At 68.9% G+C, this 25,262-nt stretch carries 19 protein-coding genes; 8 read left to right on the top strand and 11 right to left on the bottom strand.

Annotation, left to right across the window (positions count from 1 at the left end):
- The first annotated feature begins 154 nt into the window (after window positions 1–154).
- The gene (locus Q8N19_RS08505) at window positions 155–961 is read left to right on the top strand and encodes an undecaprenyl-diphosphate phosphatase (protein ID WP_305589690.1); all 807 of its coding nucleotides are present in this window, start codon (window positions 155–157) and stop codon (window positions 959–961) included.
- Between the two features lie 70 nt (window positions 962–1,031).
- Complete coding sequence (locus Q8N19_RS08500; protein WP_305589688.1) at window positions 1,032–1,529, top strand: pyridoxamine 5'-phosphate oxidase family protein; 498 nt, start codon at window positions 1,032–1,034, stop codon at window positions 1,527–1,529.
- Between the two features lie 159 nt (window positions 1,530–1,688).
- Here the strand turns inward: Q8N19_RS08500 and Q8N19_RS08495 are convergent, their stop codons facing one another.
- From Q8N19_RS08495 to Q8N19_RS08485, 3 genes are all read right to left on the bottom strand, one after another.
- Window positions 1,689–2,453 (bottom strand): hypothetical protein, encoded by a 765-nt coding sequence (locus Q8N19_RS08495; RefSeq protein WP_305589687.1) that lies wholly within the window; start codon window positions 2,451–2,453, stop codon window positions 1,689–1,691.
- A 23-nt stretch (window positions 2,454–2,476) separates the two neighbouring features.
- The gene (locus Q8N19_RS08490) at window positions 2,477–2,833 is read right to left on the bottom strand and encodes a hypothetical protein (RefSeq protein WP_305589685.1); all 357 of its coding nucleotides are present in this window, start codon (window positions 2,831–2,833) and stop codon (window positions 2,477–2,479) included.
- Between the two features lie 98 nt (window positions 2,834–2,931).
- Window positions 2,932–3,537, bottom strand: a complete 606-nt coding sequence (locus Q8N19_RS08485; protein WP_305589683.1) for a sensor histidine kinase — start codon at window positions 3,535–3,537, stop codon at window positions 2,932–2,934.
- Between the two features lie 154 nt (window positions 3,538–3,691).
- On the opposite strand from Q8N19_RS08485, the gene Q8N19_RS08480 reads away from it, so the two are divergent.
- A complete protein-coding gene (locus Q8N19_RS08480) occupies window positions 3,692–4,456 on the top strand; it encodes a hypothetical protein (protein WP_305589680.1) in 765 nt (254 codons plus the stop codon).
- A 65-nt stretch (window positions 4,457–4,521) separates the two neighbouring features.
- Here the strand turns inward: Q8N19_RS08480 and Q8N19_RS08475 are convergent, their stop codons facing one another.
- Complete coding sequence (locus Q8N19_RS08475) at window positions 4,522–6,114, bottom strand: isocitrate lyase (RefSeq protein WP_305589678.1); 1,593 nt, start codon at window positions 6,112–6,114, stop codon at window positions 4,522–4,524.
- A gap of 149 nt (window positions 6,115–6,263) precedes the next feature.
- On the opposite strand from Q8N19_RS08475, the gene Q8N19_RS08470 reads away from it, so the two are divergent.
- The 5 genes from Q8N19_RS08470 to Q8N19_RS08450 all read left to right on the top strand — a co-directional run bounded on the left by Q8N19_RS08470 (window position 6,264) and on the right by Q8N19_RS08450 (window position 14,099).
- Window positions 6,264–7,685 carry a short-chain fatty acyl-CoA regulator family protein gene (locus Q8N19_RS08470; RefSeq protein ID WP_305589676.1) on the top strand — a complete coding sequence of 474 codons (1,422 nt, stop codon included), beginning with the start codon at window positions 6,264–6,266 and terminating at the stop codon, window positions 7,683–7,685.
- A 251-nt stretch (window positions 7,686–7,936) separates the two neighbouring features.
- Entirely contained in the window at window positions 7,937–10,084 is a 2,148-nt protein-coding gene (locus Q8N19_RS08465; RefSeq protein ID WP_305589674.1) for a malate synthase G, read from the top strand.
- Between the two features lie 107 nt (window positions 10,085–10,191).
- On the top strand, window positions 10,192–11,934 hold the full coding sequence (locus Q8N19_RS08460; protein ID WP_305589672.1) for an ATP-binding protein: 1,743 nt from the start codon (window positions 10,192–10,194) through the stop codon (window positions 11,932–11,934).
- Between the two features lie 74 nt (window positions 11,935–12,008).
- A complete protein-coding gene (locus Q8N19_RS08455) occupies window positions 12,009–12,986 on the top strand; it encodes an alpha/beta fold hydrolase (RefSeq protein WP_305589671.1) in 978 nt (325 codons plus the stop codon).
- A gap of 54 nt (window positions 12,987–13,040) precedes the next feature.
- Window positions 13,041–14,099 carry a methyltransferase domain-containing protein gene (locus Q8N19_RS08450; RefSeq protein ID WP_305589669.1) on the top strand — a complete coding sequence of 353 codons (1,059 nt, stop codon included), beginning with the start codon at window positions 13,041–13,043 and terminating at the stop codon, window positions 14,097–14,099.
- Between the two features lie 4 nt (window positions 14,100–14,103).
- Here the strand turns inward: Q8N19_RS08450 and Q8N19_RS08445 are convergent, their stop codons facing one another.
- From Q8N19_RS08445 to Q8N19_RS08415, 7 genes are all read right to left on the bottom strand, one after another.
- Complete coding sequence (locus Q8N19_RS08445) at window positions 14,104–15,699, bottom strand: leucyl aminopeptidase (protein WP_305589667.1); 1,596 nt, start codon at window positions 15,697–15,699, stop codon at window positions 14,104–14,106.
- 115 nt (window positions 15,700–15,814) lie between these two features.
- Window positions 15,815–16,120 carry a DUF2149 domain-containing protein gene (locus Q8N19_RS08440; RefSeq protein ID WP_305589665.1) on the bottom strand — a complete coding sequence of 102 codons (306 nt, stop codon included), beginning with the start codon at window positions 16,118–16,120 and terminating at the stop codon, window positions 15,815–15,817.
- Window positions 16,120–16,590: a MotA/TolQ/ExbB proton channel family protein gene (locus Q8N19_RS08435; RefSeq protein WP_305589663.1), complete on the bottom strand. Its 471-nt coding sequence runs from the start codon at window positions 16,588–16,590 to the stop codon at window positions 16,120–16,122. The genes Q8N19_RS08440 and Q8N19_RS08435 overlap by 1 nt, the downstream gene beginning before the upstream one ends.
- Window positions 16,577–20,524, bottom strand: coding sequence for a cobaltochelatase subunit CobN (cobN, locus tag Q8N19_RS08430; protein WP_305589661.1), 3,948 nt, complete (start codon window positions 20,522–20,524; stop codon window positions 16,577–16,579). Before cobN ends, Q8N19_RS08435 begins: the two co-directional genes overlap by 14 nt.
- A gap of 1 nt (window position 20,525) precedes the next feature.
- Window positions 20,526–22,481 carry a TonB-dependent receptor domain-containing protein gene (locus Q8N19_RS08425; protein ID WP_305589659.1) on the bottom strand — a complete coding sequence of 652 codons (1,956 nt, stop codon included), beginning with the start codon at window positions 22,479–22,481 and terminating at the stop codon, window positions 20,526–20,528.
- Between the two features lie 121 nt (window positions 22,482–22,602).
- Complete coding sequence (locus Q8N19_RS08420; RefSeq protein WP_305589657.1) at window positions 22,603–23,439, bottom strand: universal stress protein; 837 nt, start codon at window positions 23,437–23,439, stop codon at window positions 22,603–22,605.
- A 57-nt stretch (window positions 23,440–23,496) separates the two neighbouring features.
- Window positions 23,497–25,116, bottom strand: coding sequence for an MBL fold metallo-hydrolase (locus Q8N19_RS08415; protein ID WP_305589655.1), 1,620 nt, complete (start codon window positions 25,114–25,116; stop codon window positions 23,497–23,499).
- Window positions 25,117–25,262: the final 146 nt, after the last annotated feature.

Genomic DNA, 25,262 nt, shown 5'->3' with positions numbered 1-25,262 from the left:
GGCGAGCCTTCTGTTGATCCTAGGACGCCCGATTATGCCCAGGCCCGACAGGGTGTCTGCGGAAATTGCGCCCAATCCCTAGGTCGGGCGCCCCGCCGTCTCGCCAAGCCGGGTGATATTCGCTATCGCAGCCCCTGCACTTGCGGGGGCCGGCTTGGACCAGAATTCTCTCATCAGCGTCATCATCCTCGGCATCATCGAGGGTCTGACCGAGTTCCTGCCCGTCTCCTCCACCGGCCACCTGATCCTGGCCGCCGAACTCCTGGGGTTTAAGGGGCCGGCCGAGAGCACCTTCAAGATCGTGGTGCAGTTGGGCGCCATCCTGGCGGTGCTGGTGGTCTACGCCCAGCGCTTCATCGGCGTGGGGCTGGGCGCCCTGCAGGCCAGGCCCGCGGACCTCGCCTTCGTCCGAAACCTCGCCCTGGCGGTGCTGCCGGCGATGGTGATCGGGGTGTTCGCCTATGACGCCATCAAGCTCATGCTGGAAAACCCCACTATCGTGGCGGTTATGCTGATCGTCGGCGGTGTGGCGATCCTGGTCATCGAGCGCATCGCCCCGCCGCCCGTGATCCACGGGATCGAGGAGCTGTCCTGGCGCAACGCCCTGCTTATCGGCCTCTTTCAGTGCATGGCCATGATCCCGGGGGTCTCCAGGTCCGGCGCCACCATCATGGGGTCGCTGATGCTGGGGGTGGAGCGCAAGACTGCGGCGGAGTTCACCTTTTTCCTGGCGGCGCCGACCATGGTGGCGGCCACGGCCTATGACCTGCTGCAGTCCTGGGACCAGCTGAACTTCGACGACTTCACCGGCATCGCCATCGGATTCTCGGTGGCCTTCCTCACCGCCCTGCTGGTGGTCAAGAGCCTGATCGCCGTGGTCGGCCGCTACGGTTTTGCGCCGTTCGCCTGGTACCGGATCGCGCTGGGCTCGGCCGCCCTGGCCTTCCTCTACCTGATCTGATCCCTCCGCCGCCCCAGGAACCTCGGCCGAGGCGCCGGGTTCCGTCCGTGGGGGCCATCGGAGGCTTGATATGACCACTGACATCAAAGATCCCGCCGCGGTCGAACGCAGGCTGTGGGACGAGATCGAAAAGGACCAGGTCGGCATGCTGGGCGTGGCGGGGGGCGCAGCCCACCACCTGCAGCCCATGACCGCCTTTGTCGAACCGGCCGCCAACCGCCTGTGGTTCTTCACCCGCAACGACACAGATCTGGTTCGTGAGATCGGACCGGGCCACAAGGCGATGTTCGTTTTCCAGCAGCGCGATCTGCGGGCCTGCATCGGCGGCCATCTCACCGTCACCCAGGACCGTGAGCGCATGGACCGCTATTGGAACGCCGTCGTCGCCGCCTGGTATCCGGAAGGCAAGGACGATCCCAGCCTCACCCTGCTGCGCCTCGACTGCGACGACGCCCAGGTGTGGCTCTCCCAGGTTGGCCCCGTACGTTTCGCCTGGGAGATCGCCAAGGCCAACGCCACGGGCACGACCCCCGACCTTGGCGGTCGGGCGGAGGTGCGGTTCACCTAGAGCACCTTCCGACAAGTGTGACGCGGCTATCGGATCAAAAATGCTCCAACTTTAGGATTTGGAGCCCACGCAAAAACCCCTGACCCTTACGGGCCAGGGGGTTCAGCGTTTCAGGCCAGATCAGGGCGAGGCGAGATCGCCCCGCCCTGGCTTGGCGCCTTAGCGGTCAACGCCGGGAATCGGCCGGACGACCGGATCGGCGCTCCGCCCGGTGGTCGCGTCGGCCGCCCCATAGGGCTCGGCGCCGCCTTGGCCGGCAAAGGAGCGATCCTCGGCGAAGCGACGACGCTCAACCTGGATTTCCTCGACGGTGTAGGGCTGGGCTTCCGGGTCGAACCGCGTCCAGCCGGAGTCACGATAGGCCGGGCCACGGGCCTGGGCGCTCACGCCCCGCTGCTGGTCGAGAATCTGCTCAAGACGCGGGGCGTCATCGCCCTCGACCTTCACGCTCACCAGGGTGCCGCCGCGGCGAACGCCCTCGGCGTAGACATGGGCCTCGTCGTCGGAGTGCCCGGCCTCCTTCAGCGCGCCCAGCAGGCCGCCCGTGGCGCCGCCGGCTGCTGCGCCGATGGCCGCGCCAACGGCGGTGGAGGCCAGCCAGCCGGCCGCCACCACAGGCCCGAGACCCGGAATGGCCAGCATGCCGAGGCCCGCCAGAAGACCGCCGGCGCCGCCGATCAGGCCGCCGGTGGCCGCACCCTTGCCGGCGCCGTCAGCGACATCGTTCTCACCGTCGCCGTTGCGGTCGCCGAGGGGGCCGCCGCGGGTCTTGGCTTCGTCGTGATGATGGCCCGCATGCCAGTTGTCGGCGTTGTTGGACACCAGGCTGATGCGGTCGTGATGGACGCCCGCGCGCTCCAGATCGTCAACGGCGCGGAGGGCTTCGGTGTGGCTGTCGAACAGCCGGGTCACGGTCTTTGTCATGGGATCTGTTCCTTGGATGGGGGTCAGTTGGCGGCCGGAGTCACGGCGCCGCGATAGTCGACGGAGACCTGAACCTGAGCGCCGTCGCGCTGGGCCGTTCCGGTCCAGACGCCCTGGGCGTCCTGAGTCAGCGCGCTGACCCCGGTGTAGCCGGCGGACTCGATGGCGCTGCGGGCCTGGCCCTCAGTGAACGAACTGGCGCCGGGCGTCAGAGCGCCGTCAGCCATGTTCGGGTCGGTGTTCACCGCCTCGTTGCGCGGCGCCTCCGAGGTCGAGACCACCGGCCCCTGGGTGTTGTCGATGTCGGCGCTGTCGTCCTGACCGCCGCACGCGGCCAGAAGAGCGGCGACGGCGGTGAGGCTTAGGATGGATTTGATCATTTGGCTGGCTCCCTTGATGCCGGGAGGAAGCCCTAAGCCGGGGCATGGTTCCCCACGATCGTCAGGGGATGGGTTCGCCGAGGGGTTGTGAACGAAGGCTAAAGCTTGAAGTCGAGCTGCGCTGTAAGACCACCCGCCGGGGCCGGCAGAAGCACCAGCTGGCCTGAGACCTGGGCGGTCAGACTGCGCGCCAGCCAAAGACCGAATCGCTCCCGCGAGTCAGGTTGGTCAGCTCGGAGACCTGGCCCTGAGTCGGTGACGCTGAGCCGCGCGCCGTCGCCGGTACGGGCGAGGTCGATGGATATCCGCCGGACCGCAGCGCCCTGCAGGCCGTGGGTCAGGGCGTTGGCCATGAGCTCATTGAGAATAAGCGCAAGGGTGGATGCGGCCTGGTCGCGGATGTGGATGGGCTCCAGCCTGACCGCGACATCGACCGCCTGGCCGCCCTGACGACGGCGCCAGACCGGCGCCATCTCGTCGATATAGCCGGAGAAGTCGATGCCCTCAGGCGTCCTGCGCCGCTCCAGGGAGCCCACCGCGCCGATCGCCTCAGCCATCCAGATCATCTGCCGCCGGAGCTCGGCGTCGCTGGCCTTCTGCCCCCGCATCCGCGCCAGGGTGGCCAGCAGTTGCAAGGTGTTGGCCGTGCGGTGCCGCACCTCCGAGGCCAGTTCGGCGGCAGGTCCCTCCGGGTTCTCAGACATGCGATCACGCCCCCCTCACGTCGGCCGGTGAACATGGCCGCGCTTGAGGCGTTTGTCACACGCCGATGCGAGTCGTCCCGCGGGCGCAGCTCCATGTGGGCGTCCGTGAGGTTCGAGGGGCCGTAGACTCAAGGCGCACAATGGAGACCGCCAGATGGCTGAGAGACACCTTGGACGGAAGCTGGCGGTGATCGGGGCGGTGGCCTTCGCCATCCTGGTTCCAGCGATCCAGGCCCTGACAGGCTGGGGGCAAAGCGCCGCAGAATTTTCAGCGGGCGGTGACGGCACCCTGAGAGCGGCGGGCTACGCCTTCTCGATCTGGAGCGTCATCTATGCCGGACTGGTGGCCTATGCGGTCTATCAGGTCCTCCCGCGGCGCGCCGAGCCCGCATTGCTGGACGCGGTGGGTTGGCCCTCCGTTGTCGCGACCCTCGGCTGTGGACTCTGGATCATCGCCTCGGCCGCCGACCTCGACTGGGCCTCGGTGGCCATCATCCTGACCTCGACTGGGGCGGCCACCTTCGCACTCGTGCGCGCCCGCAACGCTGGGCTTGGGCGCTCAGGCTGGCCCCGGCGCCTGGTGGTCTGGCCGATTGGCCTGCTCGCCGGATGGCTGACGGCGGCGGCGGCCCTGAACATTCTCACCGTACTTACGGCTCAAGGGGTCATCGGCCCCGAGAGCGCCCGCATCGCCGCCCTGGCCGGCGTGGCTGGGGTAACGCTCGCCGCCCTGCTCAGCGCCCTGGCCGTGCGCGTCGCCACCTATGGCCTGGCGGTGGGCTGGGGCCTCGCCGCGGTCGCCGTCGCGGAGTCCGGGTCCAAACCTGAGGTCGCCTTTGCCGCCGTCGCCGCGGCCGTGCTTGTGCTCGGCCTCACCGTGGTCCTCGCCCTGCGTCGTCCCGGCGCCCTGCGGGCATAGAAAAGGCGGCCTGGAGCTTTCGCCTCAGGCCGCCTGATCTGTCGTCCGCGGACGAACCGTCGGGTTTAGCCGAACTGGTTCATCGTATTGTGGACGCCGCCCGCCTTCAGCGCGGCTTCGCCGGCGAAGTACTCCTTGTGATCGTCACCGATGTCGGAACCCGACATGTTCTGGTGCTTCACGCAGGCGATGCCCTGGCGGATTTCCTGGCGCTGGACGCCGAGGACGTAGCCCAGCATGCCCTGGGTCCCGAAGTACTCCTTGGCCAGGTTGTCGGTGGACAGGGCCGCGGTGTGGTAGGTCGGCAGGGTGATCAGGTGGTGGAAGATGCCGGCCCGCTTGGCGCCATCGGCCTGGAAGGTGCGGATCTTCTCGTCGGCCTCAATGGCCAGCTCGGTCGTGTCGTAGTCGACGCTCATCAGCTTGTCGCGGTCATAGGCCGAGACGTCCTTACCGGCCGCCTTGTAGGCGTCATAGACCTGCTGGCGGAAGTTCAGGGTCCAGTTGAAGGACGGGCTGTTGTTGTAGACCAGCTTGGCGTTCGGGATGACTTCGCGGACCTTGTCCATCATCGAGGCGATCTGCTCGACGTGCGGCTTTTCGGTCTCGATCCAGAGCAGATCGGCGCCGTTCTGCAGCGAGGTGATGGAGTCCAGGACGCAGCGGTCGGCGCCGGTGCCTTCGCGGAACTGGAACAGGTTGGACGGCAGGCGCTTGGGACGCAGCAGCTTGCCATTGCGGCTGATGATGACGTCGCCGTTGCCCACTTGCGAGGCGTCAACTTCGTCGCAGTCCAGGAAGCTGTTGTACTGGTCGCCCAGGTCGCCCGGCTCATGGCTGACGGCGATCTGCTTGGTCAGGCCAGCGCCGAGGGAGTCGGTGCGGGTGACGATGATGCCGTCCTCGACGCCCAGCTCGAGGAAGGCGTAGCGGCAGGCTCGGACCTTCTGGATGAAGTCCTCGTGCGGGACCGTGACCTTGCCGTCCTGGTGACCGCACTGCTTTTCGTCGGAGACCTGGTTTTCGATCTGCAGGGCGCAGGCGCCGGCTTCGATCATCTTCTTGGCCAGCAGATAGGTCGCCTCGGCGTTGCCGAAGCCCGCATCGATATCGGCGATGATCGGAACCACGTGGGTCTGGTAGTTGTCGACGGCCTCAAGCAGGGCCTTTTCCTTGGCCTTGTCGCCGGCGGCGCGGGCGGCGTCGATGTCGCGGAACATCATGCCTAGCTCACGGGCGTCGGCCTGGCGCAGGAAGGTGTAGAGCTCTTCGATCAGGGCCGGGACCGAGGTCTTCTCGTGCATCGACTGGTCGGGCAGCGGGCCGAAGTCCGAGCGCAGGGCCGCGACCATCCAGCCCGACAGATAGAGGTAGCGACGGTCGGTGTTGCCGAAGTGCTTCTTGATGGAGATCATCTTCTGCTGGCCGATGAAGCCGTGCCAGCAGCCGAGCGACTGGGTGTACAGGGACGGGTCGGCGTCATAGGCCGCCATGTCCTTACGCATGATCGCCGCGGTATAGCGGGCGATGTCCAGGCCGGTCTGGAAGCGGTTCTGCAGCCGCATCCGGGCCACGGACTCGGCGTTGATGCCGTCCCAGGTGCCGTTCTTGCTCTTGATGAGCTCGCTCATCTTGGTGGTGTGTTCTTGGTAGGCCATTACGCTTCTCCTCGAAATCCGCCGGGGATTTGGAGCGCTGCCTACAGGGTCGGGCGGGGGCGGCGAAACCCCCCGCGCGGTTGGGATGTCAAACTTTACAGAAATTGCGTGTAATGTTGTAAGGACGCCACGAACCAAGGAGTTCACGGATGTCCAGCGAACGCCGCCTCTATGTGGGCGCCAATCTCAGGCGGATGCGCCGGGACCTCGGCCTAACCCAGGCGGACATGGCCTCCGACCTGGACGTTTCGGCCTCCTATATCGCGCTTCTGGAACGCAACCACCGGCCGCTCAGCGCCGAGATGCTCCTGCGTCTGGCCCAGACCTATCGCATCGACGTGGCCGCCCTGGCCGGCAATGCGGATTCCGATGACGCCGCCAGGCTTCAGGCGGTGCTGAAGGACCCGATGTTCGCCGACATTGACCTTCCCGCCCTGGAGAGCGCGGATGCGGCCACCAATTTTCCGGGCGTCACCGAGGCCCTGCTGCGCCTCTACACCGCCTACCAGGAAGAGCAGCTCGCCCTGGCCGACCGCAGCGCCGAGGCCCACGCCACCGGCTCGGGCGCGGCCTTCGACGCTCCGGACCCGGTGGCGGAGTCCCGCAGGTTCCTGGCCGCCCGGCGCAACAACTTTCCGACCCTGGATGATGCGGCCGAGCGCCTGGCCCAGAACGTCGCCAGCCATGAGGGCCTGGCCGGCTATCTGAAGGCCCGCCATGGGCTGCGGGTCCGCCGCCTGCCGGCCAATGTGATGGTCGGCTCGGTTCGCCGGCTCGACCAGCACCGCAAGGAAATCCTGCTGGACGACTCTCTCGACACCGCCAGCCAGACCTTTCAGCTGGCCCTTCAGCTCGCCTATCTGGAAATGCGCGGCGAGGTGGCCAGTGTGCTGTCGGAGGGCGGCTTCGCCACCGAAAGCGGCGAGCGCCTGACGCGGCGGGCCCTGGCCAGCTATGCGGCCGCCGCCATCTTGATGCCCTATAGCGCGTTTGCCCGAGCGGTGGAGGCCAGGCGCTATGATGTCGAGGCCCTGGCCCGGCAGTTCGCCGCTAGCTTCGAACAGACCGCCCACCGGATGACCACACTGCAGAAGCCCGGCCAGGAGCGGGTGCCCTTCTTCTTCATCCGGGTCGACGAGGCGGGCAATGTCTCCAAGCGCCTGGATGGGGCGGGCTTTCCTTTCGCCCGGCATGGGGGCGGCTGCCCCCTGTGGTCAGTGCACCACGCCTTTCGCACCCCCCGCCAGATCGTCACCCAGTGGCTGGAGCTGCCCGATGGGCACCGCTTCTTCTCCATCGCCCGCACGGTCAGCGCCGGGGGCGGCGCCTATGGGGCTCAGCGGGTGGAACGGGCTATCGCGCTCGGCTGCGCCGCCGAGCACGCCGATCGGCTGATCTATACCCAGGGCCGCCCAGGTCTGGGGGCCGACGCCGCCACGCCGATCGGCGTCACCTGCCGGCTCTGCCACCGGACCGACTGCACCGCCCGCTCGGCCCCGCCCATCGGTCGCCAGATCCTGGTGGACGATATCCGGCGGACCAGCGCGCCGTTCGGATTCTCCGACAACTGAGGCTTGAGGGCGGGACCTTCCCGCCCGCCCGCTCAGGCGCGCAAGAAATCCCGCCGACCCGGCGTGGCCCGCGCAAGCTTCATCCCGCGGCTGCGCCGCCCGTCCTGGGCGCAGCAGCCCCAGGGCGGCCGAACTTGTTCACATTTGGGGCTTCAAAGCGCGGCGCTTCCGTGCAGTAAAGCGGCCGAGCAGGAACGTCTCAGCCCCTGAGCCGTCTCCCCGAACGCCTTATCGAGAGCCCGGTTACGCGCATGGACATCAGCAACACCCTTTCGGTCGACGATCTTCTGCACGCCTTCGTCGAAGGCGAACTGCTGCCGGGGACGGGCGTAGAGCCGAAGGTCTTCTGGGCGGCGCTGGAAAGCGTCCTGGCCGACTTCACCCCGCGCAACGCCGAGCTGCTCAAGCGCCGGGACGAGCTGCAGAGCACCATCGACGCCTGGTGGCGCGAGCGCCGCGGCAAGGATGTCAGCGTCTCCGACCAGACCGCCTTCCTGCGCGAGATCGGCTATCTGGTCCCCGCCCCGCCGGCCTTCAAGATCGACACCCAGAACGTCGATCCGGAGATCGCCCGCCTGGCTGGCCCGCAGCTCGTGGTGCCGGTGTCCAACGCCCGCTACGCCCTGAACGCGGCCAACGCCCGCTGGGGCAGCCTCTATGACGCCCTCTATGGCACCGACGCCCTGGAGCCGCCGACCGGCGGCAAGGGTTATGATCCCGAGCGCGGCGGCAAGGTCATCGCCTATGCCCGCCAGCTGCTGGACCAGGTGGCCCCGCTGTCCAGCGGCTCCCACGCCGGCGCCGTCAGCTACGCCATCGGCGGCACGGGCCTCGTCGTTCGCCTGAAGGACGGGACCGAGGCCGGCCTCGCCACTGACGGTCAGCTGGCCGGCTGGCGTGGGTCGAAGGACGCCCCCGAAGGCGTCCTGCTGCGCCACAACGGCCTGCACCTGGAGATCCTGGTCGACCGGTCGAGCAATATCGGCAAGGACGATCCGGCCGGCGTCGCCGACGTGCTGGTGGAAGCCGCCCTGACCGCCATCCAGGACTGCGAGGATTCCGTCGCGGCCGTCGACGCCGAGGACAAGACGGGCGTCTATCGCAACTGGCTGGGCCTGATGCGCGGCGACCTGGAGGCGAGCTTCCCCAAGGGCGGCCGCACCGAGACCCGCCGGCTGGAGGCCGACCGGGTCTATACCGCCCCGGACGGATCGGACCTGACCCTGCGCGGCCGCAGCCTGCTGCTGGTGCGCAATGTCGGCCACCACATGACCACCGACGCGGTTCGCTTCAATGGCCAGGACGCCTATGAGACCGCCGTCGACGCCCTGATCACCGTGGCCGCCGCCCTGCACGACCTGAAGGGCCAGAAGGCCAATAGTCCGGCCGGCTCCATCTATGTGGTGAAGCCCAAGATGCACGGGCCTGACGAGGTGGCGCTGGCCGTCCATCTGTTCGACCTGGTCGAGGATGCGCTCGGCATCCCCCGCAACACCGTCAAGATCGGCGTCATGGACGAGGAGCGCCGCACCAGCGCCAACCTCAAGGCCTGCATCTACGCCGCCCGCGAGCGGATCGTCTTCATCAACACCGGCTTCCTCGATCGCACCGGCGATGAGATCCACACCGCCATGGAAGCCGGCCCCATGGTCCGCAAGGACGCCATGAAGACCGAGCCCTGGCTGCCGGCCTACGAGAAGCGCAATGTGGAGATCGGCCTGGCCACAGGCTTCCCCGGCCGCGCCCAGATCGGTAAGGGCATGTGGGCGGCGCCCGACATGATGAAGGACATGCTGGCCGCCAAGATCGGCCACCCCAAGGCCGGCGCCAACACCGCCTGGGTCCCCTCGCCCACCGCCGCGGTCCTGCACGCCCTGCATTATCACCAGGTGGACGTAGCCGCCCTGCAGGCCTCGATGGACGCCACTGAGCCCACGGGGCTCGAGGATCTGCTGACCCTGCCGCTGGCCAAGTCCAACTGGAACGCCTCCGACGTGGCCCAGGAGCTGGACAACAACGTCCAGGGCATCCTCGGCTATGTGGTCCGCTGGATCGACCAGGGGGTCGGCTGCTCCAAGGTGCCGGACATCCACGACGTCGGGCTGATGGAAGACCGGGCGACCCTGCGGATCTCCAGCCAGCACATCGCCAACTGGCTGCACCACGGGGTCTGCACCGAGGCCCAGGTGCGCGAGACCTTCGCCCGTATGGCCAAGGTGGTGGACGGCCAGAACGCCAGCGACGCCCTCTACCAGCCGATGAGCCCCGATCTCGACGCCAGCATCGCCTATCAGGCCGCCCTGGAGCTGGTGTTCGAAGGCCGCGCCCAGCCGAACGGCTATACCGAGCACATCCTCACCCGCCGTCGTCGGGAGCGGAAGGCGCAGATCACAGGTTGAGTCCGGGGGCGACCCAAACCCCTGATCACGCGACCAGGGGTCGCTGACCGGTTTAGCTCAGCTTTAAGCACGTCACAGCTAAGCCGGTCGGCCAACCGGAGCTTGGGATGCCGCTGATCGACCTGGACAGGATGAGCGAGGCCGTGGCCGAGCGCCGCAGCGGCGCGGTCGCCCGCAAGATCGGGGCTGGCCTGATCGCTCTGGCGTTCGCCGCCCTCCTGGGCACGGCCGGCCCGATGCTCTGGCTGGCCGCCTTCATGGCCGGACAGCTTCTGGAACGGCGCGCCTTCCCGGCGGGTGCAAGGGTGACCAAACGTAGCGCGCCCTGGTTCTTGTTCCTCGTGGCGTTGAACAGCGCCCTCTTTGGCCTGATTGCGCTCCCCGCGCCGTTCATGGATGGCGCCTGGGGCGCAGCCGGCGGCGCATGGCTGCTGGCCAGCGGCACCTGCTACACGGTCCTGTCTAACCGGCGTTCGCGCGTGGTCTATCTGGCCTCGGCCCTGCCCTTCGTGGCTCTGATGGGCGTTCTGCTCCTCGAGGCCCATCATGTGGGCGCCGACTCGGGAAGCCTGATGGCCATGTTCGCTGCCGGTCTGATGATGATCGCCGCCGCCGACCTTCTTTGGCGCGAAGCGGACAAGGCCCACGCCAAGGAGCGCGCCGCGAGTCTTGAGAGCGAGCGCCGCCGCCGAGAAGCCGAGGATGCGGTGGCCGCAAAGTCGGCCTTCGTCGCCGCCGTCAGCCATGAACTGCGAACCCCCATCAGCGCCATACTGGCCGGGGCGGGAGAACTCCGCCGGACCCTGGACGGGAAGGACGCCCTGAGGGCCGACCTCATCGTCGAGGCGGGCGGCATGATGCGCACCCTGCTCAACGATCTTCTTGATCAGGCCAAGCTCGACGCCGGACGGATGAGCGTCGAGAGCCTGCCCTTCGACCTCCGCCGCCTGTTGGCCCAGCAAATGCTGTTCTGGCGCGCCGAGGCCCGGCGCAAGGGTCTTCGCCTCAGGCTGTCTGGCGCGCGAGTCTGTCCGCGGTGGGTCCAGGGGGACCCGACCCGCCTGCGGCAGATCCTCAACAACCTTTTGTCCAACGCTCTCAAATTCACCGAGCACGGCAGCGTCACCCTGACCATCACGGCCGATGCAGGCCATGCGCTGACCCTCTCGGTGAAAGACACCGGCCCCGGCCTGGACGCTTCTGCCCTCGAAACCCTGTTCGCCCCCTTCCAGCAGGCGCGACCCGACGTCGCCCGGACCCACGGGGGCACCGGGCTTGGACTGGCCATCAGCCGAGATCTCGCCAGGCTGATGGGCGGTGACCTGACCGCCGCTTCGGATCCCGAAGGCGGCGCTCGCTTCACCCTGACTGTAGGCCTGCCCGCCGCCGCACCCCCTGAGCCGGTTCAGGAGGCGCCAGCGAGCGGCGACCTGCCGCCTCTGCATGTCCTTGTCGTGGACGACCACGACATCAATCGGCGCGCGGTCGCCCTCATGCTGCAGGACCTCGACATCCGCCTCACCGAGGCCTCGTCCGGGTTTGAAGCCCTCGGCCTCCTGGAGGCGCAACCCTTCGATCTGGTGCTGATGGACTGCCACATGCCCGGGATGGACGGCCTGTCGGTCACCCGGGAGCTGCGCCACCGCAGCGGGCCCAACCAGCACACACCTGTCATCGCCGTCACCGGCGCCGGCGAACCCGCCCATATCGCCGCCTGCCACGAGGCCGGCATGAGCGACCATGTCCTCAAGCCCATCGAGGCTGCAAAGCTGATCGGGGCCATGGGCCGGGCCCTCTCCCCCGTCGAGTCTCAACCGCTCCAGACCCCCGCGGTCGCGACGCGGGCCTGAGCGACGATTGATCCTGGTCATGGCGCAGACGTCTTCCGGGGCGTCAGGCTGAGCCCTGGTCAGGAGATCGCCCCATGGCACGGCTCCGGTGGGCCGCCACCGCTGGCATCCTCGCAGCCCTGGTTCTCGCCGGGGTGGCGACCGGCGCCTACAGGCAGGACATGGCGGCGGCGCAGGCGCCCCTGGCTGGCAGTCAGGTCATCGACAGTCCGTTCGGCCCGATCGAGTTCGCCGATGTGGGCCGTGGGTCCGTGGTGCTGATGATCCATGGCAGCGGCGGGGGCTTTGACCAGGCCCTGGCCTTCTCCGAGCGCCTGGACCGTGACCGGTTCCGCATCATCGCCCCCTCCCGCTTCGGCTATCTGCGCAGCGCCATGCCGCCGGACGCCACGCCGGAGATGCAGGCCGACGCCCTGGCCTATCTGCTCAAGCATCTGGAAGTGGACCAGGCGGTCATCTTCGGCGGCTCCGCAGGCGCGCTCTCGGCCGCCCAACTGGCCCTGCGCCACCCGGAGCGCTGTCGAGGCCTAATCGTGGGCGTCCCGGCCCTCTACGGACCAAACCGGGCGCCGGAGGAACGGGCGCCCGCCCCCTGGCCCGTCCGCGCCCTGACAGACCTGGCCCTGCGATCCGACCTCGTATTCTGGATGGCCATCCGCATCGCCCCGGACCTGATGACCCGCATGGTCCTGGCGACAGAACCCGCCGTGCTGGCGGCCGCAGGTCGCGAAGAGACGGCGCGGGCCAATCGGGTGCTGCGCCACATCCTGCCCATCAGCGCGCGCCACGCTGGGATCGCCATGGACTCCGCCACCGCCGGCAGCCCGCCGCCCTACTCGCTTGAGCAACTGAGCTGTCCCCTGCTGGCGATCAGCGCCCGGGACGATCTCTATGGCACCGCCGACGCTGCGGCCCATGCTGTGGCCCTGGCGCCCCGGGGGAGGCTGATCCTGTTCGAGGAGGGCGGTCACCTGTGGGCTGGTCACGACGCCGAGGTCTGGGCCGCCGTCGCCGACTTCGTCGCAAGCCCGGACCTGACTGTAACCCCGTAGCCTCCCGCCTCGAAGGCTGTCAGACAGCCGCTGAAGCTTGGAGACACGCCCCACATGACCGTCATGGGACTGGACAACGCGCGCACCTATTATGGTGAGGTGCTGACGAGCTCCGGCGACCTGCGCACCGACGCCTGCGCCACGGCCGAGGCCCCGCCCCTGGCTGTTCGCCAGGCTCTGGCCCAGGTCCATGACGAGGTTTGCGCCCGCTACTATGGCTGCGGTCTGGTGGCGCCTCAGGCCCTGGAGGGCGCGCGCATCCTCGACCTGGGCTGTGGCTCGGGCCAAGACGTCTATGTACTGGCGCAGCTGACCGGGCCTGCGGGCCACGTGGTCGGGGTGGACGCGACGCCGCAGCAGCTGGACGTCGCCCGGCGGCACGAGGCCTGGCATGCGGAGAAATTCGGCTACCCCTCCAGCAACGTCACCTTCCTGGATGGCGACATCGCCCGGCTTGAAGACCTCGACCTGGAGCCCGGCAGCTTTGACGTCATCGTCTCCAACTGCGTGATCAATCTGGTGGAGGACAAGGCGGCCGTCTTCGCCGCGGCCTGGCGGCTGCTGAAGCCGGGCGGCGAGCTCTACTTTTCCGACGTCTATGCCGACCGCCGGGTTCCTGACGCCCTGCGTCGTGATCCCGTGCTGCACGGGGAGTGCCTGGCTGGCGCCCTCTATTGGGGCGACTTCCTCAGCCTCGCCAAGGCCGCCGGCTTCGGCGATCCGCGCCTGGTGTCAGACCGGCCGCTGGGCCTCAATGACCTGCGGGTGAAGGAGATGGTCGCCCCCATCGTCTTCTTCTCGGCCACCTACCGCCTGTTCAAGCTCGAGGACCTGGAGCCGGCCTGCGAGGACTATGGCCAGGCGGTCCGCTATCTCGGGACGATACCGGGCTCGCCGGAGGTCTTCACCCTCGACAAGCACCACGCCATTGAGACGGGCCGGATGTTCCCGGTCTGCGGCAACACCTGGCGGATGCTGGCCGAGAGCCGGCTTGCGCCCCATTTCGCGTTCATGGGCGACCGCAGCCGGCACTTCGGCGTCTTCAAGGGCTGTGGCCTCGACCTGCCGTTCAGTCCCCCCGCCGAGGCGGGCGTCGCGGGGGGCTGTTGCTAAACGATCAGGGCTGGAAGTCGCGGACGAAGCGCTCCAGCAGGCGTACGCTGTAGCCGGCTGAGCCGGCGGGTCCGGTGTCGGTGGCCGCCCCATAGGCGACGCCGGCGATGTCCAGATGGGCCCAGGGAGTGTCGCGGCTGATGAATTCGCCGATGAAGTGGGCGCCCGTGCCGGCGCCCGCGCCCTCGCCGCCGCCATTCTTCAGATCGGCGATGGTGGAGCTGATATCGGCGCCATAGTTCGGGTGCAAAGGCAGACGCCACAGGGGCTCGCCCACCGTCTCGCCGGCGGCGAGGAGTTGGTCCGCCAGAGTGTCGTGACGGCTGAACAGGCCTGCATATTCATCCCCGAGCGCGCCGCGCACCGCCCCGGTCAGTGTGGCGACGTCCACGACGGCGGCCGGCTGCAGATTGGCGTCGACCCAGGACAGGGCGTCGGCCAGAACCAGGCGTCCCTCGGCGTCGGTGGAGATGATCTCGATGGTCTTGCCGTTCATGGCGGTCAGCACATCGGCCGGGCGGATAGCCCGGCCATCGGGCATGTTCTCCGCCAGGGCGGCGATAGCCACCACATTGACGGGCGCGCGGGCCTTGGCGAGCGCCAGGAGGGCTCCCGTCACGCTGGCGGCGCCGGACATGTCCATCTTCATATTGCCCATGTTGGCGCTGGGCTTGATGGAGATGCCACCGGTGTCGAAGGTGATCCCCTTGCCCACCAGCACTACCGGGGCCGATGGCGCGCCCGCGCCGCGATAACGCATGATCAGCATCCGCGGCGGCCGTTCGGAGCCCTGGCCGACCCCGAGGATCGCCCCCATGCCCAGGCGCTCCATGGCGGGGACGTCCAGCACCTCGACCGTGACCCCAGACACGCCTGCCAGGGCTGCACGGGCGCGCTCGACGAAGACCTCCGGATAGACCTTGTTGGCCGGCTCGTTGGACACATCCCGCGCCCAGGCCATGGCCCCCACAATCGCCTCGCCCCGGGGACGGAACAGGGTCTCAGCGGCGCTGGCCTGGTCGGTCACCACGGTCACAGGACCCGTGGCGGTCCGCTCCCGGGCCTTGGCCTGATGGAAGTCGGAACGATACTCGCCAAGCCCGAGCCCGATGGCGAGTTCGGCCGCGGCCTCCGCCGGCAGGCCGCCCGCCAGGACGGTCAGACCGCCGGCCTCGTCCCGCAGGGTGCGACCGGCGACGGCGCCGGCCGACTGCCAGGCCTTGGACTCAGGCGTCTCGCCAAGACCGACCACCAGGATCGCATCCCAGGCGCCGATCCCCCGGAGCGTCAGGGTCTTGCCGGCCTCATAGCTGAACTTCGAGGCGGCGAGGGCCCGGCCCACTGCCCCGCGCTCAGCCTCGCCAAGGCTCGCGGCCCGACCGGCGAGATCGCCTTCGGCGCTCAGCGGCAGCACCAGGACACCCCCGGCCGCCGGCGCTTCGGCCACAAAGGTCAAGGCTCGCTGGCTCGCGGGAACGGCGGCCGCGGGCGGGCGGGCGCCGGCGGCTCCACGTCCCTGGGCCTCGGCGGCGGCGGGCAGGCACAGCGCCAGGGCGAGCGCGCCAGGGGCGGCGAAGGCGAACAGGAAACGGGGGATCATGCGGCAGGCTCCGGATCTATGGGTTCGTCGCAGCGGCGAGTCGGGGGCGCCCAGGCGACAGCTTGGCCGCCAATGAAGAGGCTCCAGGCGCCTGCCGCAAGCCGCCGGCGATCAACTATTCGGGGACATAGACCATCTTGCCGTCGGGCAGGCGGTAGGTGATCCCGGCCTTCACGCCCTGACCTTCACCGATGGCGCCCGAGGACTCGTAGCGGGTCAGCTCCTCCCCCTCCTTGATGATCATGGTCATGTCCGCCTCGCCGGGATTCTGCACCACGACGACATTGTCGGCGTTGAACGGATTGAGCGGGTTCTGGACGATGACGATCATCAGGATGGCGATCACCACCACAAAGACGTCGATCAGATTGACCACCGAGAGGATCGGGTCGTCGGCCTCATCGTCCTCCAGGAAACGCATCAGGCCAGACCCCGCTCATAGCTGCGGAGTTCCTCCAGCAGCCAGCGCCGCCGGATCGTCAGGATCACATGGGTGATGCTGGCGGCGATCAGGGCCAGGACCACACCGGAGAAGGCCACGACGAGGTTCTCGCCGATGGACCGCCCATCGCCTTCGCCAAGCGCCAGCAGCGCCGGACCCATGGGGATCATGGTCGCCACGAGGCCGAGCATGGGCGCGCTGCGCGAGGTGATGCGCAGCCACTCCAGGCGCTTCATGATCCACAGCTCCAGGTCTTCGCTGGACGCGCCCGTGGCCGCCTGATGAGCCGCGAGCCGCGAGCTGTAGGCGCCCGACCGCCGCTGGGTCCACTCCATCAGGAAGGCGCCCAGGGCGATGAAGGCATAGGCCAGGGCGATGATGATCAGGGCCAGGGCCGGCAGCAGAAACAGTCGGGCGAGGTCGAACAGACCCGCCTCAAGGCCGTGCATGGGACAACTCCAGGAAGGAACGAGGACGGGGTCTGGCCTGGCTGGCCGCCCCGATCAGGGTGAGGGCCAGTAGGGCGGCGAGCCCCAAGAGCGCCCGCAAGGGGGAAACCGGCGCGGCGGGGGTGGGCGGCTGCACCTTCTCCAACACCTGCCCCCGGACGGTGGGGGAAGGGGGCGCCGGCTCAGGCGGCGGCGGTGACGCGGCCGATTGCGGTGACGCCGGGGCGCTGGCAGCGGGTCCAGGGGCCGGCGCAGGCGCCTGGGCCGACAGACCAAAGCCGCTGCGCAGCAGCGCCGTGGTGGTCGCCTCGCCCGCCATGGCGCCAGCCTCCGTCAGCTCGGACCACCGCTGCGCCAGTTCCGCCTGCGTCTCGGCGTCAGGGGTCCAGTAGCCCTTGCGGATCGTCTCGGTCAGGCGCTCGATCAGCTGGGCCTGGGCCGTGGGGTTATGGGCCTCGAACCAGGCGTTCAGCCCAAGCTCACGCCGGTCCATGACGAAGGTCTCATGCATGGCCTGCCACTGGTCGGAACGGACCATGGCCGGATCGGTGACCTGCCAGCCGAACAGGTTGTTGGTGACGTCGAGGATCTCCAGCGTGCCGGCATAGCCCTCCCCCTGCATGGCGGAGATCCACTGAGGGTTCAGATAGCGGCTGCGCAGTTCATCGGATAGGACCGAGGCGGCGGTTCGCACCCGCGGCGTGCTGCCTCGCGCATCGGTGATGAACAGGTCCGGGCTCGCCCCGTCCAGCTTGCGGATCGCCATGGACAGGCCGCCCAGATACTCGAACGGATGGTCGGTCGATAGCACCCCGTGCAGGTTGGATGACCGGGACAGGACCGCGGCCTGCACACCGCTGAGCTGGGCGGCAAACAGGTTCGCGCCCTCGACCGTCTCCCCCCAGGCGTCGGCCCCATAGGCGTACTGCAGGCGCGAGAGGAACCGATCAGCCACCTCGCCGTCAGACTCCCAGGCCGTGGAGTCCAGCACGGCGGCCGGAACCCCGCTGCCATAGTCGCCAGGGGCGTTGCTGAAGAGGCGGATGGCCGACAGCCGCCTGGCCTGGTCGGCCGGCTGGCCCGCGGCGATCAGCTGGGCCTCCACCCTGGCGCTGTTGGCCGCGACCTCATTGCCGGGTTCCTCCAGGACCGCCAGGCGATTGAGCGCGCCGCCGAGCAGACGCATGAATCCGTCGAACTGGTCGCGATAGACGCTGGTGATCTGAAAGACCACGTCCACCCGCGGCCGCCCCAGCTCGGCGGCGGGAATGATCTCCAGGTCCACCACCCGGCCGCCCTGGTCCCAGACCGGGCGCAGGCCCAGAGCGTGCAGGGCCTGGCTCTCCACCACCCCCAGCGTTCTCACCGCCTCCCCGGACCAGAGGGTGAAGGCGAGCTTGCGCGGCGGCTCGCCATGCTGGTCCACATAGGCGGCCTGCAGGCTCTCGAAGGCCTCCCCGCCGGCGATATAGGCCGCCAGGGTGGGCAGCTTGTCGGGTTCGAAGCTGAACAGGTTGCGGCCGCTGGGCACGTCAGGGTTTCGGACAGGATCGCCGCCGGGGCCTGCGGCGATGAAGCGACCTGAGAGACCCGCCAGCAGGGCTTCCATCTCCCCCGTCTCGGCCAGATGTCGGTCCAGTTCGGCGGCCCGGATCAGGTAGGCGCGCAGGGTCTCATCAGCCAGGACCTCGGGGGGCTCGCCCTCCCTGAGGTGTCGATAGAGCAGGAGATAGGGCTCGCTCTGGCGGATCTGCTCGGCGTCTTCAGCGAACAGCTCGTCGGCGTCCAGGCCAAGCTGAAGATAGTAGGGCCGGCCGAGCTGCTGCATCACGGTCATCAGCCGCTGCTCCGGCGCGGCGGGCTCGCCGAAGGTGTGCAAGCCGAGCGGCGTCACCGAGGCCGCCAGGGCGTGCAGATGGTCATGCAGGTCGGTCATGTAGTCCGGAAAGCTGGCCGCCACGGCCGCCTCATCCCAGCCTATGTCCTGGGCGACGCCTTCCTTGAGCGTCAGAGCGGCGATCTGGTCGGCGGTGCGGTCGCGCACCGGCCCGTCCTCCAGCTGTCCGTACTCGTGCACCAGGGCGTGAATGTCGCGCAGTTCGTCATAGAGACCCGCCGGGGCGAAGGGCGGCGTCTGGTGGCTGATGGTGACCGCCCGGCCGCGCCTGCGGGCCTGGATGGCCTCGCCCACATTGTCCTGAATATAGGGATAGAAGACCGGCACATCGCCGACCGTCAGGAAGGGATAGTCCTCCACCGACAGGCCGCGATCCTTGCCCGGCGTCCATTCCTGGGTCCCGTGGGTGCCGAAGTGGATCAGCGCGTCGCTGGCCAAAGGCTCGCGCATCAGCAGATAGGCCGCCAGATAGAGGTGGCCCGGCGGGACCTTGGTGTCGTGATAGGACTCGCCCGGTCGATCGGCCCGGGGTGGCTGCGGCATCAGGGCCAGATGGCCCAGGCTAAGGCGGGGGATGACGAACTGGCGCTGGCCGGCCACCTCGCGGACCGCCCAGTGGTCCTCGGGCGCCCCCCACCGTTCGCGAACCGCGGCGCCGATCTGCGCCGGCTGCCGGTCGAGCCAGGCGCGGTAGTCATCCACCGGCAGGGTGGCCGCCAGCCCTCTGGCCAGCAGGTCGTCCAGGGTCTCCGGGCGATAATAGCCGCCGAGCAGGGCCTGGGCCTGAGCGATCAGGGCCGCCTCATCGGTGGGCGGAACCTGATAGCCCTCCGCCGCCAGCCGCCCGGTGAGGGCCGCCAGACTGCGGGGCACATTGAGGTTGGAGGCGCCCAGGTTCTTCTCGCCCCCGGGGTGGTTCCAGAACATCAGGGTCAGGCGCTTGTCGGCGTTGGGCTTGGCGCGCAGGGCGCCGAGGCGGGCGGCCTTGGCGGTCAGGGCGTCCACCTGGGCCGGGATGGGGCGGGTCTCGCCCCGGTCAATGGTGGCCAGAACGATGGGGTCGCTGACGCCCCAGGCCTCCGGCGTGGCCAGCAGGACCGCCGTGGTCTGGGCGGCCAGCCCTGTGGGCGAGGCGCGCCAGGCGGCCAGGTCCCCCTCCCGATAGACGAAGCCCGACAGGACCGGCAGGCCCAGCGCCTCGAACTCGGCCTTGCGGGCGGCCCCGTTCTGCAGGTGCTGGAGATTGGCCAGAACATCGAGGCCGGCCGGCCGGGCGATGGCTCCGATGGCGTCCGCCTTGGCGGCGTCGAACCAGAAGACCACCGGCGCGACGCCTGTGGCCTCGGCGCTGCGGACCAGGGCGTCCAGCAGGGCCGTCTCGCCGCTGGAGATGGCGCCGGCATAGGTGATCACCCCGAGCCGGGGGGCGTCAGCCGCCCATCGGGGCTCGGCCCAGGCGAGGTAGTCGGCCACCTCGGCGAAGGGACGTGGGGCGTCGGGATGATAGACGCCGGACGCCGGCAGCACCTCCGGGTCCGCGAACCCGGCCAGATCCGACCCCGCCATGAGGGCTGACGCATAGGTGAACAGGGCCCTGTGGTTGGCCGGTCCGCCATTGGCGTAGTACGCCGACAGCCGCGCCGCCGCCTTGGGCTCCAGGCCGCCGCCGAAGGCTGGTGGGCCACCGCCGACCCTCACCCACGGGACTTGCAGAGCCTCAAGCCGGCCCTCCAGACTTCCCATGACCTTGGCCAGGTCGTTGCCCCGGGGCGTGTCCAGGATGATCAGATCGGCGCCGGCCAGCCAGTCTTCCGCCGGACGGGGATCGGTCTCCACCCAGAGACCATCGAGCCTTAGTCCCTCCGCCTCCGCCAGGAGCCGCAGTCGGGCCAGCTTGCCCGGCAGCACGAAGTCGGTCGTGATCACCCGGACGGTTGGCGCGGGGGCAAGGGCGTCCTCAGCCTGGGCTGCGGACGTCCCCGCCAGCGCCGCCCAAAGTCCTAGGGCTGCAAGCCAGAGGCGGAGCGCTCGCCCCATCCTAGAAGCTCAGATTGAGGCCGAGGTGATAGAGGCGACCGGGCTCGGCATAGGTGAAGGAGCCGGACTTCTCGGCCAGCCGCTCATCGGTGAGGTTCTCAATGCCCACCCGCAAGGTGAGGCTGTCAGTAAGCCGCTGGCTCGCCTCCAGAGACCACAGGCTGTAGTCGGGCAGGCCGCCGGTGCTGACGGTCTGCTCGCCCACATATTCTCCGCGTAGCTGAGCGCTCAGACGCTCGGTGGGGCGCCAGCGCAGGGTGGCGTTGGCCCGGGATTCCGGACGCTCCAGCAGGGCTTTGCCCGTCTGACGGTTCTCCGTCTCCAGCCGGGTGTAGTTGGCTGAGAGGTTCAGGTTGGCCGGCAGGTCCACATCCCCGCCAAGCTCCAGGCCCCGGATGCGCGCCTCGGCGACGTTGCCATAGACGCGCACCTCCCGACCGCGGATCCCGCAGAGGCGGACACACTGGGTCTCAACCAGGTCTTTCAGATCATTCTGGAAAACCCCCAGACGGGCCGACCAGCCCTCGCCGGCGTAGTCGGCGCTGACCTCGTAGGTCGTGCCGATCTCGGGCTTGAGGTTCGGATTGCCGAACACCGTGAAACGGCCCCCGGCGGCCACCACCTGATAGTCGGGCGACAGCTGGGTCAGGCTGGGCGCCTTGAACCCACGCCCCACCCCGCCCTTCAGGGTCAGGCGCTCATTGAGGTGAAACACCGTGTAGAGGCGCGGGCTGGTCTGCCAGTCATAGGTGTCGTGATGGTCGAAGCGCGCGCCGCCCACGATCGACCACTGCTCGGTGATGCTCCAGGCGTCCTGGATGAACAGGCCATACTGGTCGGCCTCGCTGCGGCCCCGGGCGTTGACGGCCGGATTTTCCAGCTCCTGGCGTCGGACCTCGCCGCCCGCGCTCAGCATGTGCGCCCCCCACGGCAGGGTCACATGGCCGTCGGCCACGGTCTCGATGATCCGCACCGTGCCGCTCGGGGTCTGGTTCTGCGTGCGGGTGTTTACCCGCTCAACCTCGCTGCGATAGACCCGCGCCAGCGTCTGGCCAAAGCCGTAGTCGCCCCTGTGGCTGGCGGACACCTGCTGTCGTGTGATGTCGTCCTTGAAGCGGTAGTAGACCGGCGCCGCCCCCGTCGTGACGGTGTCCCGGTAGCGGAAGTCGGTCCCCGCCCCGAAGGTGAGGTCGAGCCGCTGGGAGTCGTCGGGCGTCCAGCTGAGGGTGGCCGAGGCGTTCAGGGCGCGACGGCCCTCCAGTTCGGCCTGCCGGGGATCAGCCGCCTGATAGGTGGGGTCACGCCCGGAGGCGTCGGCATAGAGGCTGAGCCCCAGCACCCCCTCCACCAGAGGACCGCCGGCATAGGCGCCCATCTGATAGGCCCGACCGGCGCCCCGCTCGGGAACCGTGCCGTTCAGGGTGGCGCTGCGCAGCCAGGTGTCGGTGGCGCTGCGGGTGATGATGTTGACCACCCCACCCAGGGCGTCGGCGCCATAGAGGGAGGACATGGGCCCGCGAACCACCTCGATCCGCTCGATCGCCTCAGTTGGCGTCCAGGCCAGATCATAGTCCGCATGGGCCACCAGGCCGCCCACCGCGCTGATCCGCCGCCCGTCCACCAAGACCAGGGTGTGCTCCACCGGCATGCCACGCAGGCTGATCCCTCGCCGGGTCATGCCGATCCCGGTGATGGTCACCCCAGGCTCATTGCGCAGGGAGTCAGACAGGTCGGCGATGGGGCGGGCTTCCAGGTCCTCCCGGCTGACCACCGAAATGGTGGCCGGCGCGTCCCGCAGGGCCTGCGGCCCCGCCATCGGCGTCACCACAACCTGGGTCAGGTCCGTGGCGTCATCCGCCAGGGCCGGCGCGGCCGGGACCAGAAGGACGACGCTGGCGAACCAGGCGGCGCGACGGCTTGAACGCGACAGACGAGACGACGACACAGACAGCGACACAGAAGGCCTCCCCACAAAGAGCGGAGGACCTGTAACGTTATAACATATCTATGAGTCAAGCCTCATCTGGCCGGAGGTTCTGCGCCTCCGCTCTGCACGCGGGAAACAGGCGCCCTTCGCCCTAATGGGAGGCGAAGATCGGGATGGGGCTGGCGGCCACCATGGCTCGGCTGACCCCGCCGAGGAGCAGTTCCTGCAGGCGCGGGCGGCCGTAGAGCCCCATGACCAGCAGGTCGGCCCCCAGTTCGGCGACCTGCCGGGCGATCACGTCCACAGCGGATTCGTCCTGGCTGGGATCGGTGATCAACTCGGCCTTGACCCCGTGCCTGGCCAGCAGCGCCTCCAGAAGGCCGTCCGAATTTCCCTCGCCATCGGGGGAAACGGTGAGCACGTGCACGGCTTCCGCCCGCTCCAGGATCGGCCAGGCGTCCTGCAGGGCGCGGGCGGCCTCTCGCCCACCGTTCCAGGCCACCAGCACCCGGCGCCCCACCGGCGGGGCGTAGTCGTCGTCCGGGGTGATCAGCACAGGGCCGCCGCTGGCCAGGGCGACCTGGGCGGCGCTCAGGCCGTGCTCGCTGAGACAGGCCTTGGCGTGTCGGGGAAAGATGGTCAGGTCGCTGCGGCGGGCCACCGCGAGGAACGGCTGGGGCGAGTCCCCGCCCACCATGCGCCAGTCATGGGTCACGCCGCTCTGGGCGCAGGCGGCTTCGAACTGCGCCCTTGCCGCGTCAGCCACCTTGGCGACGGCGGCCTCATGACCGCTCAGAACCTGCTGGACCACGTCAGCCGGCAGGGCGGTGAGGCTCTCGGCGGCCATGTATTGGCGAACATATTCGCTGGTCAGGAAGACGCCGGTCAGATGCGCCCCGTACCGCTTGGCGAAATCCGCCGCCGCCTTCGCCCGCAGCCCGGACGCCGCGTCCTCGCCGAGCTGCACAATGATTTGACGAAATGACATCAGCAATCTCCTTGAGGTTGTTTCGATCCTGCCTGGGCCTGCGACCCAATACCAGGGTCATGGCGCCTGAGACGGTTCACTCTGCTCGCCCAAAACGCCCGTAAGCCTCGCCAGCAGAGCCTCGCGGGCCGCATCGGTCGGGGCCTCGGCCAGGGCGGCGTTCAGCGCCATGTTGAGGGCGACCCGGGCGTTGTGCCAGTCGGCCTTCACCGCCTGTCCCGGGGCCAGACGGCGTGCGCGCTGCGGCGCCGGGGGTTTTGCGCCATCCACCGTGGCGCCCGAGATTTCATAGGCGGCGTCCAGGTCAGGGACACGGATGGACGCCCCGTCGAAGCCCGCGCCGACCAGGCGGGCGCTCAGACCCTCAAGGGCTTCCGGCTCGCCGTGGCAGAGGAACACAGCGCCGCTCACCGGAGCGCGGGCCTTGGCCCAGGCCACAAGGCCGCCGGCGTCGGCATGACCGGAATAGATGTCGAGGGCGCGGATGCGGGCGCGGACCTGCACCTCCTCCCCCTGAATACTGACCCGGCTGGCCCCGTCCTCCAGGATACGACCCAGGGTCCCGACCGCCTGATAGCCAGACAGGAGCACAGTGGCTTCCCGCCGCCAGAGCAGCCGCTTGAGGTGTTTGCGGACGCGGCCCGCGTCGCACATGCCGCTGCCGGCGAGGATGATGTGCCAGCCGCGCAGGCGATCGATCCGGTCGCTCTCGGCGGGCTTGCGCAGGAAGTTGAGCCGTCCTCCGGCCCGCAGGCGGTCAAAGGGGTTCACCCCCGTGGTGCGGTTATAGCCCCGCTGCTGGAAGACCTCGGTGGCTTCGATGGCCAGGGGGGAGTCCAGGAAGATGTCGGCCTCAGGGACCTCGCCAGCCTCCATGAGGGCGACCAGGTCGGCGATGAGCTCCTGAGCCCGCTCGACGGCGAAGGTGGGAATGAGTACAGGCCCGCCGGCCGCATGGGCGTCCCGCAGTTCCTGGGCGAGCGCCGCGCGGCGCTCCGGCGGCGCCAGGTTCAGCCGGTCGCGGTTCCCATAGGTGGATTCCAGGATCAGGTGGTCGACGCCCGCAGGCCCTTCCGGATCGGCGGCATAGTCACGGCCACCCTGGCCGATATCCCCGGAGAAGAGGAACGAGGTTTCCCCCTCCTCGGTCTCCACCCGCAGTTCGATGGAGGTCGCGCCCAGAATATGACCCGCCTCCCAATAGATGGCCCGGACGCCGGGCGCGATTTCGACCGGAACCCCGAGCTTGACCTTGGAGAACTGGCGGATCGTTCGCTCGCCGTCCCGGGCGGTATAGATCGGCTCCACCTGCGGCAGACCCCGGCGGAGATTGCGCCGGTTCAGGTGGCGGACCTCGGTCTCCTGGATGCCGCCGGCGTCCGGCAGCATCACCCCGCAGAGATCCCGGGTGGCGGCCGTGGCGTGGATCGGCCCCTTGAACCCCGCCTTCACCAGCTTGGGCAGCAGGCCGGCATGGTCGAGATGGGCGTGGGTCAGCAGGACCGCGTCCACCGTCTGCGGGTCGAAGGGAAAGTCGCCATAGTTCAGGGCCTTGAGGGTCTTTGGTCCCTGAAACATGCCGCAGTCGATCAGCAGCCGGGCCTTGGGCGTTTCGACCTCCACGCAGGATCCCGTCACGCACCCGGCGGCGCCGTGGAATGTCAGGGTGATGGACATGGAGACGCCTTCAAGAGCTTGAACAAACCGGTTGGCGACCATCGGCCACCTGCTCGTTCCACCCTGTGATTCAGATCAAGTGAGGCGGAGGAACGACGGGGCCGGTCCCGCCTGCCGCCATTCTGGTCTAGGAGAGGGGCTGCCAG

This window comes from Phenylobacterium sp., assembly GCF_030693405.1.
Taxonomy (GTDB): domain Bacteria; phylum Pseudomonadota; class Alphaproteobacteria; order Caulobacterales; family Caulobacteraceae; genus Phenylobacterium.
The sequence above is the reverse complement of the archived record's forward strand: the minus strand, read 5'-3'. Positions and strand labels throughout refer to the sequence as shown.